14 protein-coding genes are annotated in these 16,802 nt (G+C 66.0%); 4 read left to right on the top strand and 10 right to left on the bottom strand.

Going from position 1 to position 16,802, the window contains the following annotated elements; all coding sequences use genetic code 11:
• The first annotated feature begins 51 nt into the window (after positions 1–51).
• From ACZK13_RS18795 to ACZK13_RS18805, 3 genes are read left to right on the top strand one after another with little or no spacing between them, the layout of a single operon-like run.
• Entirely contained in the window at positions 52–1,218 is a 1,167-nt protein-coding gene (locus tag ACZK13_RS18795) for an MdtA/MuxA family multidrug efflux RND transporter periplasmic adaptor subunit (RefSeq protein ID WP_012512239.1), read from the top strand.
• Positions 1,215–4,292: a multidrug efflux RND transporter permease subunit gene (locus ACZK13_RS18800; protein WP_478482055.1), complete on the top strand. Its 3,078-nt coding sequence runs from the start codon at positions 1,215–1,217 to the stop codon at positions 4,290–4,292. The genes ACZK13_RS18795 and ACZK13_RS18800 overlap by 4 nt, the downstream gene beginning before the upstream one ends.
• Entirely contained in the window at positions 4,289–7,348 is a 3,060-nt protein-coding gene (locus tag ACZK13_RS18805; protein WP_253143479.1) for an efflux RND transporter permease subunit, read from the top strand. Before ACZK13_RS18800 ends, ACZK13_RS18805 begins: the two co-directional genes overlap by 4 nt.
• A 43-nt stretch (positions 7,349–7,391) precedes the next feature.
• Here ACZK13_RS18805 and ACZK13_RS18810 read toward each other — a convergent pair whose 3' ends face one another.
• The 8 genes from ACZK13_RS18810 to ACZK13_RS18845 all read right to left on the bottom strand — a co-directional run bounded on the left by ACZK13_RS18810 (position 7,392) and on the right by ACZK13_RS18845 (position 13,195).
• On the bottom strand, positions 7,392–7,703 hold the full coding sequence (locus ACZK13_RS18810) for a DUF5076 domain-containing protein (protein ID WP_080356512.1): 312 nt from the start codon (positions 7,701–7,703) through the stop codon (positions 7,392–7,394).
• 388 nt (positions 7,704–8,091) lie between these two features.
• Positions 8,092–9,165, bottom strand: coding sequence for a 3-deoxy-7-phosphoheptulonate synthase (locus tag ACZK13_RS18815; RefSeq protein ID WP_032130042.1), 1,074 nt, complete (start codon positions 9,163–9,165; stop codon positions 8,092–8,094).
• 295 nt (positions 9,166–9,460) lie between these two features.
• The gene (locus tag ACZK13_RS18820; protein ID WP_005414620.1) at positions 9,461–9,718 is read right to left on the bottom strand and encodes a hypothetical protein; all 258 of its coding nucleotides are present in this window, start codon (positions 9,716–9,718) and stop codon (positions 9,461–9,463) included.
• Between the two features lie 112 nt (positions 9,719–9,830).
• On the bottom strand, positions 9,831–10,169 hold the full coding sequence (locus tag ACZK13_RS18825; protein WP_253143480.1) for a DUF6616 family protein: 339 nt from the start codon (positions 10,167–10,169) through the stop codon (positions 9,831–9,833).
• A 55-nt stretch (positions 10,170–10,224) separates the two neighbouring features.
• On the bottom strand, positions 10,225–10,965 hold the full coding sequence (locus tag ACZK13_RS18830; RefSeq protein WP_253143481.1) for a DNA alkylation repair protein: 741 nt from the start codon (positions 10,963–10,965) through the stop codon (positions 10,225–10,227).
• Positions 10,962–11,462 carry a MarR family winged helix-turn-helix transcriptional regulator gene (locus tag ACZK13_RS18835; protein ID WP_253143482.1) on the bottom strand — a complete coding sequence of 167 codons (501 nt, stop codon included), beginning with the start codon at positions 11,460–11,462 and terminating at the stop codon, positions 10,962–10,964. The genes ACZK13_RS18830 and ACZK13_RS18835 overlap by 4 nt, the downstream gene beginning before the upstream one ends.
• 55 nt (positions 11,463–11,517) lie before the next feature.
• The gene (locus ACZK13_RS18840; protein ID WP_125892159.1) at positions 11,518–12,546 is read right to left on the bottom strand and encodes an LLM class oxidoreductase; all 1,029 of its coding nucleotides are present in this window, start codon (positions 12,544–12,546) and stop codon (positions 11,518–11,520) included.
• A 13-nt stretch (positions 12,547–12,559) separates the two neighbouring features.
• A complete protein-coding gene (locus tag ACZK13_RS18845; RefSeq protein ID WP_032130046.1) occupies positions 12,560–13,195 on the bottom strand; it encodes a glutathione S-transferase family protein in 636 nt (211 codons plus the stop codon).
• A 245-nt stretch (positions 13,196–13,440) separates the two neighbouring features.
• Here ACZK13_RS18845 and ACZK13_RS18850 point away from each other — a divergent pair, with 245 nt between their 5' ends.
• Positions 13,441–14,364: a LysR substrate-binding domain-containing protein gene (locus ACZK13_RS18850; RefSeq protein ID WP_253143483.1), complete on the top strand. Its 924-nt coding sequence runs from the start codon at positions 13,441–13,443 to the stop codon at positions 14,362–14,364.
• 88 nt (positions 14,365–14,452) lie between these two features.
• On the opposite strand, the gene groL is transcribed toward ACZK13_RS18850, so the two are convergent.
• Together groL and ACZK13_RS18860 are read right to left on the bottom strand one after the other, a co-directional pair.
• Entirely contained in the window at positions 14,453–16,102 is a 1,650-nt protein-coding gene (groL, locus tag ACZK13_RS18855) for a chaperonin GroEL (protein ID WP_253143484.1), read from the bottom strand.
• Between the two features lie 81 nt (positions 16,103–16,183).
• Positions 16,184–16,471 (bottom strand): co-chaperone GroES, encoded by a 288-nt coding sequence (locus ACZK13_RS18860; RefSeq protein ID WP_006396661.1) that lies wholly within the window; start codon positions 16,469–16,471, stop codon positions 16,184–16,186.
• Positions 16,472–16,802: the final 331 nt, after the last annotated feature.

Raw genomic sequence — 16,802 nt, forward strand, 5'->3', positions numbered from 1 at the left:
ACGCGCCGACGGGCCCGCATGTCCCTGCGCGCGCAGGGCGCAGGATGCCCCATGTCTGTCGCCGAAAATTCCCGCTTCCGTCGTGCCCGCCTGTTGTGGGCGGTGCTGGCCATCGCCCTCGTCGCCGTTCTGGCGTGGTGGCTGTGGCCCCGGAACGGCGCCGGCAGCAGCGACGATGCGCCGGGCAAGACGGTGCCGGTACGCGTGGCACGCGCCAGCGCCGAGCCGCTGGTGCTGCGCCTGAAGGCGGTCGGTACGGTCACCCCGCTGCACAGCGTGGTGGTACGCAGCCGCGTGGATGGCGAACTGCTGCGGCTGCATTTCCAGGAAGGCCAGCAGGTGAAGGCCGGCGACCTGCTGGCGCAGATCGACCCGCGCCCGTATGAAGTGAAGCTGGCACAGGCGCAGGGTACCCAGCAGCAGAATCTGGCCGAGCTGGAAAACGCCGAGCGCCAGCTGCAGCGCTACCGCGAACTGCAGAAGCAGAACTACGTGTCCGGGCAGGAACTGAGCGACCAGCAGAGCAAGGTGCGCCAGCTGCAGGGCCGCCGCCTCAGCGATCAGGCGTCTGTTGATGAAGCGCGCCTGCAGCTGCAGTACACCCGCATCACCGCGCCGGTCAGTGGCCGCGTCGGGCTGCGCCGGTTGGACGTGGGCAACCTGGTGCGCGCCAGCGATGCCGAAGGCCTGGTGACGCTGGCGCAGACCGCGCCGATCAGCGTGCTGTTCACCGTGCCCGAACCCGAGCTGCCTGCGCTGCTCGATGCCGTGCAGGCGCAACCGGCACTGGCGGTGGAAACCTGGGACCGCGAAGAACGCCGGCAGCTGGCCCGCGGCTCGCTGTCCAGCGTCGACAACCGCATCGATACCACCACCGGCACGTTGAAACTGCGTGCGCACTTCGACAACCACGATCTGGCGCTGTTCCCCAACCAGTTCGTCAACGTCCGCCTGCAGCTGGGCGAGCAGCCCGCGCTGCTGATTCCCGATGCCGCCGTGCAGTTCGGCAGCCAGGGCAACTACGTGCATATCGTCGACAAGGACAGCAAGGCACAACGCCGCACCGTGGTGCTCGGTCCAGCCGATGATGGACGCGTGGCCGTGCGCTCCGGGCTGGCCGCAGGGGACAAGGTGGTGATTGAAGGCATCGACGGGCTGGAAGACGGCACGGCGGTGGAGATCATCACCGAGGAGGCCGCGACCAAGGCCGGCGCATGAACCTCTCGCGCCCGTTCATCCTGCGCCCGGTCGCAACGACTCTCCTGATGGTGGCGCTGCTGCTGTCCGGCGTGCTGGCCTATCGCCTGCTGCCGGTGGCCGCGCTGCCGCAGGTCGATTACCCGATCATCCAGATCACCACGCTGTATCCGGGGGCCAGCCCCGAACTGACCACACGCACCATCACCGCACCGCTGGAGCGCCAACTCGGGCAGATTCCCGGCCTGAAACAACTGTCGTCGACCAGTTCCGGTGGCGCCTCGGTCATTACCCTGCAGTTCGGGCTGGAGGTGTCGCTGGGTGTGGCCGAGCAGGACGTGCAGGCCGCCATCAACGCGGCGGGCAGCTTCCTGCCCGGGGACCTGCCTGTGCCGCCGGTGTACCGCAAGGTCAACCCGGCCGACACCCCCATCCTGACCTTGGCGGTGACCTCGCAAGGCCTGTCGCTGCCGCAGGTGCACGATCTGGTGGATACGCGCATCGCCCAGCGCCTGGCGCAGTTGCCCGGCGTCGGCCTGGTCAGCCTGGCCGGTGGCCAGCGCCCGGCGGTGCGCATCCAGGTCAATCCAGCGGCGCTGGCCGCCAACAACCTGGGCATGGACCACATCCGCACCGCCATCGCCGCCGCCAACGTCAACCTGCCCAAGGGCAGTTTCGATGGCCCGATCCGCGCGGTGATGCTCGATGCCAACGATCAGATGCGCAGCGTGGATGAGTACCGTGCCCTGGTACTGGCCTGGCGCGACGGCGCGCCGCTGCGGCTGGGCGATGTAGCCACCATTACCGATGGCGCCGAGAACCGCCAGTTGGCTGCGTGGAGCGGTACCACGCCGGCAGTGCTGGTGAACATCCAGCGCCAGCCCGGCGCCAACGTGATCGCCGTGGTCGAGCAGGTGCGTACGCTGCTGCCGCAGCTGCAGGCCACGCTGCCCGCCGGCGTGCAGATGAATGTACTGAGCGACCGTACCGAATCGATCCGCGCGTCGGTGCGCGGCGTGCAGAAAGAACCAGTACTGGCCATCGGCCTGGTAGTGCTGGTCACCTGGGTGTTCCTGCGCAATCTGCCGGCCACGCTCATTCCCAGCGTCGCGGTACCGCTGTCGCTCATCGGCACCTTTGCGGTGATGCTGCTGGCCGGCTACTCGCTCAACAACCTCACGCTGATGGCGCTGACCATCGCCACCGGCTTCGTGGTGGACGATGCCATCGTGATGCTGGAGAACATCGCCCGCCATCTGGAGGAAGGTGAAAGCCCCCGCGATGCAGCGCTGAAAGGCGCAGCCGAGATCGGCTTCACCCTGGTGTCGCTGACTGTTTCGCTGATCGCGGTGCTGATCCCGCTGCTGTTCATGGCCGGCCTGGTGGGTGCACTGTTCCATGAGTTCGCAGTGACACTGGCTGTAGCCATCGGCATTTCGCTGGTGGTCTCGCTGACGCTGACGCCGATGCTGTGCGCGCGGTTCCTGAAGCCGCACGCGAAGACTGCACATGCGCCCGATGTCTTCGACCGCGTCATCGGCCTCTACGACCGCCAGCTGCGCTGGGTGCTGCAGCGCCAGCCGCTGATGCTGCTGGCCACCGTTGCCACCCTCGCACTGACCGTGGCGCTGTACTTCGCCGTGCCCAAGGGCTTCTTCCCGGTGCAGGATGCCGGCCTGGTGCAGGGCATCAGCGAGGCACCACAGGCGATCTCGTTCCAGGCCATGCGCGAGCGCCAGCAGGCGCTGTCCACGGCCATCGAAGCAGACCCGGCGGTGGCCAGTGTGTCCTCCTACATCGGCGTGGACGGCAACAACGCCACGCTCAATACCGGCCGCCTGCTGATCGAGCTGAAACCGCACGGCGACCGCGATAGCGCCGCCGTAGTGATGGCGCGCCTGCAACAGCGCGTGTCGAAGATCCCCGGCATCACCCTGTACCTGCAGCCGGTACAGGAGCTGGGCATCGAAGACCGCATCAGCCGCACCCAGTACCAGTTCACCCTGACCACGCCGGATCTTGAAACACTGGAACGCTGGACCCCGAAGCTGCTGCAGGCGCTACGCCAGCAACCTGCACTGCGCGATGTCGCCAGCGATCTGCAGATGCAGGGCCGGCAGGCGCGCGTGGCGATCGACCGCGATGCGGCGGCGCGCCTGGGCGTAAGCGTGGAAGCAGTAGCCGATGCGCTGTACGACGCCTATGGGCAGCGCCAGATTTCGACCATCTTCACCCAGGCCAGCCAGTACCGGGTGGTGCTGGAGGCCGATCCTTCACGACAGCCCGGGCCGGAGGCGATCACGGGCCTGCGTGTGCGCAGCAGCAGTGGGCAGACCGTGCCGCTGGGTGCGGTGGCACGCGTGGATCTGGGCCCGACCGCCCTGCTGCGCAACCATGTCGGCCAGTTCCCGGCGGCCACGCTGTCGTTCAACCTTGCCCCGGGTGCTTCGCTGGGCGAAGCGGTGGAGGCTGTGCACGCCGCGCGCGCACAGGTGAACCTGCCGCAGAGCATCGAACTTCGCCTGCAGGGTGCCGCAGCGGCCTTCAGCAGCTCGCTGTCGTCCACACTGTGGCTGATCCTGGCCGCGGTGGTGGTGATGTACATCGTGCTGGGCGTGCTCTACGAGAGCTTCATCCACCCCATCACCATCCTCTCCACCCTGCCCTCGGCCACCGTCGGTGCGTTGGCGGCACTGTGGGTAAGCGGACGCAGCCTGGACCTGATCGCGGTGATCGGCATCGTGCTGCTGATCGGCCTGGTGAAGAAGAACGCGATCATGATGATCGACTTCGCGCTGGACGCGCAGCGCACACGCGGCATGTCACCGCGCGAGGCGATCCATCAGGCCGCGCTGCTGCGCTTCCGGCCGATCCTGATGACCACGCTGGCCGCGCTGTTCGGCGCAGTGCCGCTGATGCTGGCCAGCGGTTCCGGCGCCGAGCTGCGGCAGCCACTGGGCTGGGTGATGGTAGGGGGGCTGCTGGTCAGCCAGGTACTGACCCTGTTCACCACGCCGGTGATCTACCTGGCCTTTGATCGCCTGCAGCGTGGCCGTGCGACGTCCCCGGTGGCCGTTGACGAGGCGAGCGCGTGACCCCCATCGCGCGCCTGGCGCAGGCCTGCGTGCAGCGCCCGGTAGCGACGATCCTGCTGGCGGTGGCGCTGGTGCTGGCCGGCCTGCTGGCATTGCGCCTGTTGCCGGTGGCGCCGCTGCCACAGGTCGATTACCCGGCCATTGAAGTCAGTGCCAGCCTGCCCGGCGCCTCGCCCGAGTCGATGGCAGCCACCGTCGCCACGCCGCTGGAGCGCGCACTGGGCAGCCTGCCCGGCATCTCACGCATCGACTCGGCCAGCACCCAGGGCCAGACCCAGATCGAACTGAAGTTCGTACTCGGCCGCGACATCGATGAGGCAGCGCGTGAAGTGCAGGCCGCCATCAATCTTGCACGCGGGCAGTTGCCCAGTGGTATGCCCGGCATGCCGCAGTACCGCAAGGTCAATCCCTCACAGGCACCGATCCTGGCGCTGGCACTGACCTCGGACACGCGTTCGCCAGGCCAGCTGTATGACCTGGCCTCCACCGTGCTGGCGCAGAAGCTGTCGCAGGTACCGGGCGTGGGCGAAGTGCAGGTGGGCGGCAGCGCCTTGCCCGCCGTGCGTGTCTCGCTGGACCCGAATGCACTGAACCATGCAGGCCTGGCGCTGGAGGACGTGGCCCAGGCCATCGGCCGCGCCAACGCCATGCGCCCGCTGGGTGCCGTGGGCGATGACCGCCAGCAGTGGCAGCTGGAAGCGCCGCTGCAGCTGCGCCAGGCCGCGCAGTACCGCGAACTGGCTCTGAAGGTGAGCGACGACCGCACGCTGCGGCTGGGCGATGTCGCCGCCGTTGCCGATGGCGTGGAAGACCGTTACGCCAGCGGCTTCCACAACGAACGCCCCGCCGTGCTGCTGATCGTCAGCCGCCAACCCGGCGCCAACATCATCGCCACCGTTGATGCCATCCAGGCGCAGCTACCGCAACTGCATGCGCTGTTGCCCTCCGGCGTGGACATGCGGCTGGTGATGGACCGCTCGCCGGTGATCCGCGCCACCCTGCACGAAGCAGAGCTCACGCTGGTGCTGGCGATCGTGCTGGTGGTGCTGGTGGTGCTCGGCTTCCTCGGCCACTGGCGTGCAGCGCTGGTGCCCAGCGTGGCGATTCCGGTGGTGCTGTTCGGCACGCTGGCGCTGATCGCGCTGATGGGCTTCTCACTCAATACGCTTTCATTGATGGCGCTGATCGTCGCCGCCGTGCTGGTGGTGGACGATGCCATCGTGGTGCTGGAGAACATCGCCCGCCATCGCGAACTGGGCGCCGACCGCTGGCAGGCGGCAGTACGGGGTGCATCGGAAGTCGGTGCCACGCTGCTGTCGATGAACGTTGCACTGGCCGTGGTGTTCGTCTCCATCCTGTTCCTGGACGACTTCGTCGAACGCCTGTTCCGCGAATTCTCGTTGACCCTGGTGGCGGCCATGACGGTCTCCGTGCTGGTCGCGCTGAGCCTGGTGCCGATGCTGTGTGCACGATTGTTCGTGGATGCCGCGCAGCAACCCTCGCGCTGGCAGCGGGGCAGCAATGCGCTGTTCGAACGTGTGCGCAGCGCCTACCTGCGCACGCTTCAGGCCAGCCTGCGCCGGCTGCGCTGGCCGTTGCTGGCCTTCGTTGCAGTCATCGCGCTTAACACGTGGCTGTTCCAGCAGGTGCCCAAGGGCATCGTGCCCAAGCAGGACACCGCGCAGCTGCGCGGCTTCGCGCGCGGCGATGACGGCCTGTCCTTCCAGGCCATGCAACCGAAGATCGACGCGTACAGGAAGCTGTTGCTGTCCGATCCGGCCATCGAGGACATCATCGGCTACATCGGTGGCATCAACGGGGTCAACAACGCCTTCATCATGATCAAGATGAAGCCGCTGGCCGAGCGCAAGGTGTCCAGCCAACAGGTGATCGACCGCCTGCGCGCGCGGCTGCCCAAGCTGCCCGGCGGCAATCTCTATCTGTGGGTGGACCAGGACATCCGCCTGGAGGGCGCCGGCAGCAGCGGCAAGTACGAGTTCCAGCTGCTGTCGGCCGATACAGCACCACTGCGCGAATGGGCGCCGAAGGTGGCGGCCGCGCTGCGTGGCCTGCCCGAACTGGTGGACGTGGAAGCACAGGGTGAAGCGGGCATGCGCCAGGTGGTGCTGGATATCGACCGCGAAGCAGCCGCGCGCCACGGCGTCGACCTGCGCACGGTGGCCAACATGCTCAGCAACTCCTTCAGCCAGCGCCAGGTCGCCACGCTGTACGACAGCCTCAACCAGTACCGCGTGGTGATGGAGTTGGACCCGAAGCACACCCAGGACCCGGGCACGCTGTCACGCCTGCAGGTGATCGATGGCAACGGCCAGCGCATTCCGCTGTCGAGCATCGCCAGCTGGCGCTATGGCATGGCACCGGACCGGGTGTACCACAGCGAGCAGTTCGCCTCGATCTGGATCGAGTTCGCGCTGGCACCGGGGGTGGGCCTGGAACAGGCCACGCAGGCGATCGATGGTGCGATGGCGAAACTGATGCTGCCACGGTCGGTACAGGGAAAACTGTCCGGCGAAGCCGGCGGCCTGGAGCAGCTCCGTTCGCGCCAGTTGTGGCTGGTGCTGGGCGCCACGCTGGCGGTCTACCTGGTGCTGGGCATCCTCTACGAGAGCTTCCTGCAGCCACTGGTGATCCTGTCCACCCTGCCTTCGGCCGGTGTCGGTGCGCTGCTGGCGCTGTGGCTGTTCGGCAACGAACTGAACCTGATCGCCCTGCTCGGCCTGTTCCTGCTGGTGGGCGTGGTGATGAAGAACACCATCCTGCTGGTGGATTTCGCACTGGCCGGCGAGCGGCGCGGGCTGAGCGCGCAGGATTCAGTGATGGAAGCCGCGCGGTTGCGCCTGCGGCCGATCCTGATGACCTCGCTGGCGGCGCTGCTCGGCACGCTGCCGCTGATGCTGGCCAACGGCGAAGGCTGGGAGCTGCGGCAACCGCTGGGCATTGCGATTGTCGGCGGCTTGCTGGTCAGCCAGTGGCTGACGCTGTACACGACCCCGGCGATGTATCTGGCCTTGGCGAGGATTCGGGCGAAGCGGTGAATGTGGGGCGGGGAATTCATCCACGCGTGGCGTGGATCTACCGTCAATGCCGCACGACGAACCCGCCGGACCGGCCGCTGGATGGCGCCTGCAGCTCCTCGTTGAAGGCTGCCTTGATGGCCTCGACCACCACGTCACGGTCCATGCCCTCACTGGTCACCAGCGCGTCGGCGACGTGCTGGGCAACGTCGGCAAGAATTCGCCCCCAGGCACGTTCTTCGCGGATGTCGGGGCGATCCTCGTACAGCCCCACTTTCAATGATGCATGCAGCCCGCGCTCAGCGATCCACACGCGAATCATCTCGACCGAAGATTCGTCGCGTTGGGCAGCTTCAGGGATGATCAGTTCTTTCATGGCGGCAGCCGCAAGGAGAAGTGATCGCATTGTGGCCCACATCCATGCATGGCGTGGATCTACTGCGGACCTTGAGTAGAGTCCAAGGCGGATCATCGCACTGTGCGGACTGGACCACTTGGCGTGCCGGGTGCGACCCGACGGGCCCGCGACAAATGTGGCCTCCAGCGGGTCGTAGCCGTCATTGCCGGGGACGGCGAATCGTCCACGCATGGCGTGGATCTACTGCCACCCCGGCGATGTACCTGGCGCTGTCGCTCATGCGCAGCGCCAGGCGCATCGCCGGTGCAGATGGGCCGGTCTCCAACTCCGACCGGCCCTGATCGCGGCCGCACCCCCGCAGGCGCTGGCCGCCATCCACACACGTGCCGCACTCAGGCGGCTTCCATCAAGCTGCTTCGGACACCTTCACGTCGCGACGGGCGCGCACGGCCGCAGCCAGTCGCTCCAGCACCGTCACGGTGGTGTCCCAGTCGATGCAGCCATCGGTGATGCTCTGCCCATAGACCAGCGGCTGGCCTTCCACCAGCTCCTGGCGGCCACCGACCAGATGGCTCTCGATCATCACGCCAACGATGCGCTGTTCGCCGTCTTCCAGCTGAACGGCGATGTCCTCGATCACCTTCGGCTGGTTCTCCGGGTTCTTCAGGCTGTTGGCATGGCTGGCGTCGATCATCAGGCGCGTCGGCAGCTTGGCCTTGGCCAGCACCTGGCAGGCCTCGGCAACACTGCCTGCATCGTAGTTCGGCTGCTTGCCGCCGCGCAGGATCACATGGCAATCCGGGTTGCCGGTGGTCGATACGATGGCGGTGCCGCCCTGCTTGGTGACCGACAGGAAGTGATGCGGGTTGGACGCAGCACCCACCGCGTCAGCGGCGATCTTCACGTTGCCATCGGTGCCGTTCTTGAAGCCGACCGGGCACGACAGCCCCGAGGCCAGCTCGCGATGCACCTGGCTTTCGGTGGTGCGTGCGCCGATCGCACCCCATGCCACCAGGTCGGCGATGTACTGCGGCGAGATCACGTCGAGGAATTCGACACCGGCCGGCAGGCCGAGCTTGTTGATGTCGCGCAGCAGGCCGCGGGCGATGCGCAGGCCCTTGTCGATCTTGAAGCTGCCGTCCAGGTCCGGGTCGTTGATCAGGCCCTTCCAGCCCACCGTGGTGCGCGGCTTCTCGAAGTACACGCGCATGACGATTTCAAGTTCTCCGGCCAGCGCGTCACGCAGCGGCTTCAGGCGCTGGGCGTACTCGATGGCGGCCTTCGGGTCGTGGATCGAGCACGGGCCAACCACCACCGCCAGGCGGTCGTCACGGCCATGCAGGATCTGGTGCAGGGCCGCGCGCGAGGCGCTGACGGTGTCGGAGGCTTCATCGTCACAGGGCAGCATCGCCAGCAGCTGGGCAGGCGGTGTCAGCGGTTCGATGGTGCGGATACGCAGGTCGTCGGTGTGCGGGGGCATTGCAGGAGATCTCCGGAACGTTGGGGGTCCCCAGCGTGGCGGCATGAAAAAAGCCGCCAGGTTCGCTGGCGGCTTTCGGGAATGCGTCTGAAGCTTTCTTCAGGGTGAGCGCAGTCCTTCCTCCGCCAGTGGCTTCGGAAAGTAATACCAGTAAAAGCTGGTGGGGGCTGCGTTCATGGGATCTATTGATAGCACAGCTTTTGCGCAGTGCAAAATGTTTCATCCGCAACTGGGGACGCGGTTCAGCGAGGTGCGCACCAGCCATGCCTACGCGGCGGCAGCCACGCGAAGTTGCTCATTTACCATGCACTTCCACGTCCAGCAGCAGGCCCTCATGGATGTCGGCCCAGCGCTCCAGCACGCGATCCAGTTCCTGCCGGGCTTCGTCCAGCTGCTCAGGGTTGAGCAGGGAACGCGCGGTGTAGAGGTCGGAAACCAACCGCCGCAGGGCCGATTCCGGGATGGCCACCGACGGCCCCTCCAGGCCCGGCAACTGCAACGCCGGGCTGTCGCCAAGAGGGCCGAACAGCGTGACCTGGAGCGTGCTCTGCATGATCGACTTCCCTGCGGATGGACATGGGCAATGCACTGTTTACCGTGTCTGGGTGACAGGCGCATGTGCCTCCCATGCCGAGGCCCGGGATCTGCCGGCGTCTGCCGCCCCGCTACAGGGCGGCCAGGTCGGCCAGGTGCTGGGCCATGCTGTCCATCGCGCCTACCGCATGGGTGGTGGTGAAGTACGCATGCCAGCCGGTCGCGGCGATGCCGGCCACCAGCGCATCGACCTCCTCGCGGCTTGCACAGCGCCAGACCGCATAGAACTGCTCATCGCTGCCGTGCGGTACGCCCGTGGCAATGCGGCCCATCGCCAGCGGCGTGATGCGGGCTGGATCGAACTGCTGCATACCGGCGCCAATACGGGCGAAGAAGGCATTCCGCTGCTCGGGCGGGAGTGCGGTCCAGGCTGGTGTGGCGGTGTAGAGCTCGATGAAGTTGTACGACATGGTGGTTCGTCCTTGAGGTTTACGAGGTTGCGGGGTTGCCGGCCAGCGGCCAGCACTACCGGAGCGAGCGCAGTGCGCGTTTGTGGATGTAGGCGTTGGCGTCGCTGTGGCGCTCGTGCTGCCAACGCGTGCACAGCTCGCGCAGCCACTGCGGCTGAGTCTTGCCGGCGTCATTGAGCCAGTTGCCGACCGAATCCTGCACATAGCGTTCCGGGTCGTCAGCCAGTGCTTCCAACATGGGTAACGCAAGTTCCGGATGCTGCTTGAACAGTGCGATATGCGTGGCCCAGACACCGCGTGGGCGCAGCGCTTCACAGGCGAAGCGACGCAGGTACGGCGATGTTTCCTGTGTCCAGGGTTGCAGGTACTCAAGCGCCTGCATCGGCGCGGCAACGATGTCCGTGCGTAGCGCCAGCCACGCCCATTCGCGCACACCGAAGTGTGGGTCATCGGCCAGCGTGCGCATCTGCTGCAGCTTCTCTGCCAACGTTGCGCGGGCATCGCTGCCGACCAGATAGCAGGCCCAGCCACGCACGGTATCGGAGCTGTGATCCTGCCAGAACTCAGGCGCACCCTGCCCCGCCTCACGCAGCAGTTGCGCGGCCAAGGCCATGCGCAGCGTGATGCCCTTGCCTGAGGCATCCCGCATGCGTTGCAGCGCTTCCGGTGCAAGCTCAGGCGCCACCACCTGCAGCAACGCGGCGAAATCCACTGCCAGGCATTCGGCCAGATGGGTGGTGGCAACGCGACCGGTGTTGAGTTCATGCAGGCGTTGCGCCGCAATCGCCGGGCTCATGCTGCAGACTCTCGTCCAGCATCGGTGTGCTGCCAGACCTTGTGCAGCAACCGCGACAGCTGCTGCTGTTCATCGGTATCCAGACCATTGAACAGGCCACCGATCCACTGTGTGTGCTGGTCAAACAGTGTCTCGGCCAAGCGTTTTCCCCGTGCGGTCAATACGATCTGCAGGCGACGGCCATCCCCAGCATCGCTGCGACGCTGCAGCAGTTCTTCGCGCTGCAGGCCATCGAGCAGGCCGCTGATGGTGGCGCGGGTCACGCCTGCGCGTTCGGCCAGCTCGTGGGGCGACAACGTGCCACCGGCCCCATGCAGCAGGAACAGCACGATGAAGCGACCCTCACTGAGCCCGTGTGGCGCCAGCCGGGTGGCGCAATCGTGGTCGATGGACGACGACAACGAGAGCAGCTGGAAGCACAGGCGCAGCTGCGCGACGTTGGCGTGGCCGCGTCGCTGCGCCTCATCCATCAGGGCATGGTGCTTGGCTTCGATCATCTCGTGATGAGCATATGATTAGGCGCCTAATCATATGCCATCCCCTTCGGCGTGGCTACCAGTCCATCACCTTCGCCGCCGGCCCGGGATGCGACGGGAACAACGGCAGTACCTCCTCGGCCAGCTCCTGCAGCACCTCGCCGGCAGGCCGCTCGGCGAACTGGATCCCCAGTGCGGCATGGTTGACGCCGGCCCGCTGCCAGGCCTGCAGCAGATCGATCAGACCCTTGCGGCCGGTGCGCAGGGTGAAGCCACCCCGCAGCGGCATGCGTGGATGATCCGGATCATCCACCAGGTCGATCCATTCGTTGGTCATGTGCGGACGGAAGCCGCCGTCCGGAATCAGCGCGCGCCAGGCGCCGATCTTCGCGGCCAGCCGCTGCGGACCAGCGTTGTCATGGGTGGCCTCTGGGTAGGTCAGCCAGCCATCGGCATGCTGGCCGATCCATTCCAGTGGCTGGCGTGCGCCACCGGTGACGATCAGCGGAACGCGGCCACTGACCGTGGGCGGCAGCAACTGCACGCCCTGCTCGGCACCGGCATGTGTCATCCGCCCATCCGTGCCCGGTTGCAGCCAACGGCGCATCTCGTTCATTGCGGTGGCAAAACGCTCTCCGCGCGCCGCGTGCTCCAGTCCATAGGCCGGAAACTCCAGCGGTCGATCACCGGACGCCACACCCATCACCAGCCGCCCACCGGACAGCTGATCGATCGACGCCGCGGCCTTGGCCAGATCGATCGGATGGCGCAGTGGCAGCACCACGCTGCCGGTGGCCAGGGCCACCCGCTGTGTGCGCGCTGCCAGCCACGCAAGGTAGGTGAATGGATCGAACAGCTGCCCCGCATCGCCGAACAACGGATCGAACAGCGGTACGTCACGCACCCATACCGCAGCGAAGCCATGGCGGTCGATCTCCTCCACCAGCCGCGCCTGGCCCTGCAGCACGGCCATGTCGCCCTGGTAGAAGCGCAGCGGCAGGTAGATGCCCAGGGTCAGCGCGTCGGCGCGGAACATGCGCTGGTAGCCCGGGTGCGTGGCAAAGACCGGCGCCGACGCGCCCGGCACTGCAATGGTATCGTTCATATGCGTCGCCTCCTTACGGTCCGGTGGCCGGCTCGGGCAGCTGCACGCCGCGCTGTACCGCAGGGCGTGCGGCAACCCGTGCGTACCACGCATCCAGATGGCGATGCCGCGACAAATCGATGTCGATGATGCGGGCGATGTGCAGCCAGCCGAAGTGGGCGATGTCGGCAATCGAGTAGTGATCGCCAGCCAACCACTCGCGTCCCTGCAGGCGCTGGTCGAGTACGCCGAACAGCTCGTCGCTCAGGCGGCGGTAGCGTTCGATTGCCGCGGAATCGGGCTGTTGTGCGAAATGCTCGAAGTGCACGCGCTGGCCGAGGATCGGGCCGACGCTGGCGGCATGGAACATCAGCCAGGTCAGCGTCTCCCAGCGCGCAGCCGGTTCGGAAGGCAGCAACGCATTGCCCTGTTCGGCCAGGTACATCAGGATCGCCGCCGACTCGAAGACAACGATGCCGCGCGCGCGATCTTCCAGCACGGGAATGCGGCCATGCGGGTTGAGCCGCAGGAAGTCGGGATGGCGATGTTCACCATCGGCGATGTGGACGTGGTGAAGGTGATAGGGAAGACCCAGTTCTTCCAGTGCGATGGTGGCCTTGAAGCCATTGGGAGAACTGTCGGAGTACAGGTGCAGCGAAGGTTCGTTCATGGGAATCCTGGACGCAGGGAGCGACGGCATGCATCGGCCGTTGAAGGTGGCCGGGCGATGCGGGAACGGGCGCTGCAGCAGCCGTGCAGGCAGTCTAGGAAAGGCCTGCGTCGCGGGGAAACGATGTCTTCTGCACGGGGAGTTGAGCGGGGCTCAACGTGCGCGACGCGCGCGCGACAGCCTGCAGTGCGGTCGATATGCTGTCGCAGCGCGGCGCGTGCCGACGCGGTTACAGGAGAGTTGAGATGGGTGCGGTGCTGCCGCTGCTGGGCCTGCGGGCCTTCGTTGAAACCGGCCGACATGGCAGCCTGACCGCCGCCGCCGATGCGATGGGGGTGACACCTGGTGCAATCAGCCAGCAGCTTCGACAGCTGCAGGAGCGGCTGGGCGTGAGCCTGTTCGACCGCACCCGGCATGGCGTGGTGCTCAGTGCAGCCGGCGCGCGCGTGTATCCGGAGCTGCTGCAGGCCTTCGATCAGATCGCACAGAGCCTGCAGACACTCGAACGCTGGGAAACACGGTGCACGCTACGCATCAGCGCGGCACCGAGCTTCGCCGCACAGTGGTTGGCGCCGCGACTGGGCGGGTTCAGTGCGTTGCATCCGCAGGTGGACGTGCAGCTGGACTCGAGCGCGGCGTTGGTCAACCTTCGCCGCGACGGCGTGGACATCGCGATCCGTCATGGACTGGGCCGCTACCCGGGGCTGCATGCCGAGCATCTTCTGGCGCCGGTGCTGCTGCCGGTGGCCAGTCCAGCATTGTTGGCCGGCGCACCGACGGTCAGCTCGGTACAGGATTGCCTGCAGCTGCCGCTGCTGCAGGACGCCGACCGCAGCGACTGGCGGCTGTGGTTCCAGGCACTGGATCTGCCCGTCGATGAACGACTGGAGCGCGGCCCTGCGTTCGATGACGACCTGTTGCTGATCCGCGCGGCGGTGGCCGGGCAAGGCATCGCCCTGGTGCGCGACATCCACGCGGCCGAAGAACTCGCCAATGGCCGGCTGCAGGTGGTGATCGACCAGCCCTGGCCACAGGCCTTCGCCTACTACGCGGTGACGCGTGCGGACGGCGAGGCCAACGCTGCGATACCTGCTTTCATGACCTGGTTGCATGCAGCACTGATGACGCCGCAGGAAGCAGGCACACACACCCTGCAGGACGCAGGATAAGTCGCTCGAAAAGCGATGCCGTTGCGGCCGGCCACAAAAAAACCCCGCCTTGCGGCGGGGTTTTTCATTGCGGGGCGAACGTGGGGACTTAGAAGTCCATGCCGCCCATGCCACCCATGCCGCCCATGCCACCGGCGCCACTCATGGCCGGCTCGTCCTTCTTCGGAGCTTCGGCAACCATGGCTTCGGTGGTGATCATCAGGCCAGCGATCGAGGCCGCGTTCTGCAGCGCCGAACGGGTCACCTTGGTCGGGTCCAGGATGCCGAACTGCAGCATGTCGCCGAACTCGCCGGTGGCGGCGTTGTAGCCGAAGCTGCCGGTGCCTTCCTTGACCTTGTTGATGATGACCGACGGTTCTTCACCGGCGTTGGCCACGATTTCGCGCAGCGGGGCTTCCATCGCGCGCAGGGCGATCTGGATGCCGTGGTTCTGGTCTTCGTTGGCACCCTTCAGGCCGGCCAGTGCGGTGACCGCACGGACCAGGGCCACGCCGCCGCCCGGGACCACGCCTTCTTCAACGGCTGCACGGGTAGCGTGCAGGGCGTCGTCGACGCGATCCTTCTTTTCCTTCATTTCGATTTCGGTCGAAGCACCGACCTTGATCACGGCAACGCCACCGGCCAGCTTGGCCACGCGTTCCTGCAGCTTCTCGCGGTCGTAATCCGAGGAGGTGTCCTGGATCTGGGTCTTGATCTGGCCGACGCGTGCGTCGACGGCAGCCTTGTCACCCACGCCATCGATGATGGTGGTGTTTTCCTTGGAGACCTGCACCTTCTTGGCGCGGCCCAGGTCCTTGATGGTGGCCTTTTCCAGCGACAGGCCCACTTCTTCGGAGATCACGGTGCCGCCGGTCAGCACGGCCATGTCTTCCAGCATCGCCTTGCGACGGTCGCCGAAACCCGGAGCCTTGACGGCCACGACCTTGACGATGCCACGGATGGTGTTGACCACCAGGGTCGCCAGCGCTTCGCCTTCAACTTCTTCGGCAACGATCAGCAGCGGCTTGCCGGCCTTGGCGACGCCTTCCAGCACCGGCAGCAGGTCACGGACGTTGGAGATCTTCTTGTCGTGCAACAGGATGAACGGGTCATCCAGGTCAGCGGTCTGCGACTGCTGGTTGTTGATGAAGTACGGGGACAGGTAGCCGCGGTCGAACTGCATGCCCTTGACCACGTCCAGCTCGTTGTCCAGGCCCGAGCCTTCTTCAACGGTGATCACGCCTTCCTTGCCGACTTCCTTCATCGCGTCAGCGATGATCTGGCCGATCGACTCGTCCGAGTTGGCCGAGATGGTACCGACCTGGGCAATCGCCTTGTCGTCGGCGGTCGGCTTGGAGATGGTCTTCAGCTCGGCAACGGCGGCCACGACGGCCTTGTCGATACCACGCTTGAGGTCCATCGGGTTCATGCCGGCGGCAACGGCCTTGGCGCCTTCGCGGATCAGGGCCTGGGCCAGCACGGTGGCGGTGGTGGTGCCGTCGCCGGCGTCGTCGTTGGTGCGCGAAGCAACTTCCTTCACCATCTGCGCGCCCATGTTCTCGAACTTGTCAGCCAGTTCGATTTCCTTGGCGACGGACACGCCGTCCTTGGTGATGGTCGGCGCGCCGAAGCTCTTTTCCAGCACGACGTTGCGGCCCTTCGGGCCCAGGGTGGCCTTGACGGCATTGGCGAGAACGTTGACGCCGCGCACCATGCGCGAACGGGCGTCTTCACCGAAACGAATATCCTTGGCAGCCATTGCGATTACCTCGATGTTTGCACCGGGCCGGGCCCGGCGACGAAAGGGGATGTCTTACAGAAAAGCAGGTCGCGCCGAGGCTCAGCCGATGACGGCGAGCACGTCGTCTTCGCGCAGGACCTTGTACTCGACGCCTTCGCTCTTGTACGAGCTGCCGGCGTACTGGCCGTAGATGACCTTGTCGCCGACCTTCAGCGACGGAGCGCGCACGCTGCCGTTGTCCAGCGGCTTGCCCGGGCCGACGGCCACGACTTCACCCTTGGTGGACTTTTCCTTGGCCGAATCCGGAATGACGATGCCACCGGCGGAGATTTCGTCGGCTTCGATCGGCTTGACCACAACGCGGTCGTGCAGCGGCTTGATGCTCATGAGAGACCTCTTAAGTTATTGATTGGTCTAAAAAAGTCCGGCGATGTTAGCAGTCGCACCAGACGAGTGCCAGCAACGCGCGTGAAAAAGCCCGACAAGTCGGGAGCACGACAGAGATGGAGACCTCCACAGACCTTTCAAGGGCTGATCCCGAAATTTTTCTCGGGACCGGGAAACCTGCCTCCCTGCGTGGACGCCTGTATAGGGATGCAGTGCGGCAAGCCAAGGGGGCAAGGGGTGCTATTTAGTGATAGATGTCCCACTGTCAGATATCTGACGTTCATTTACGACAAAGTGTCACTGGATCGGCCTTAGGCTCGGCCGCGCATTC

Source organism: Stenotrophomonas sp. 99219_Sma (assembly GCF_056480785.1).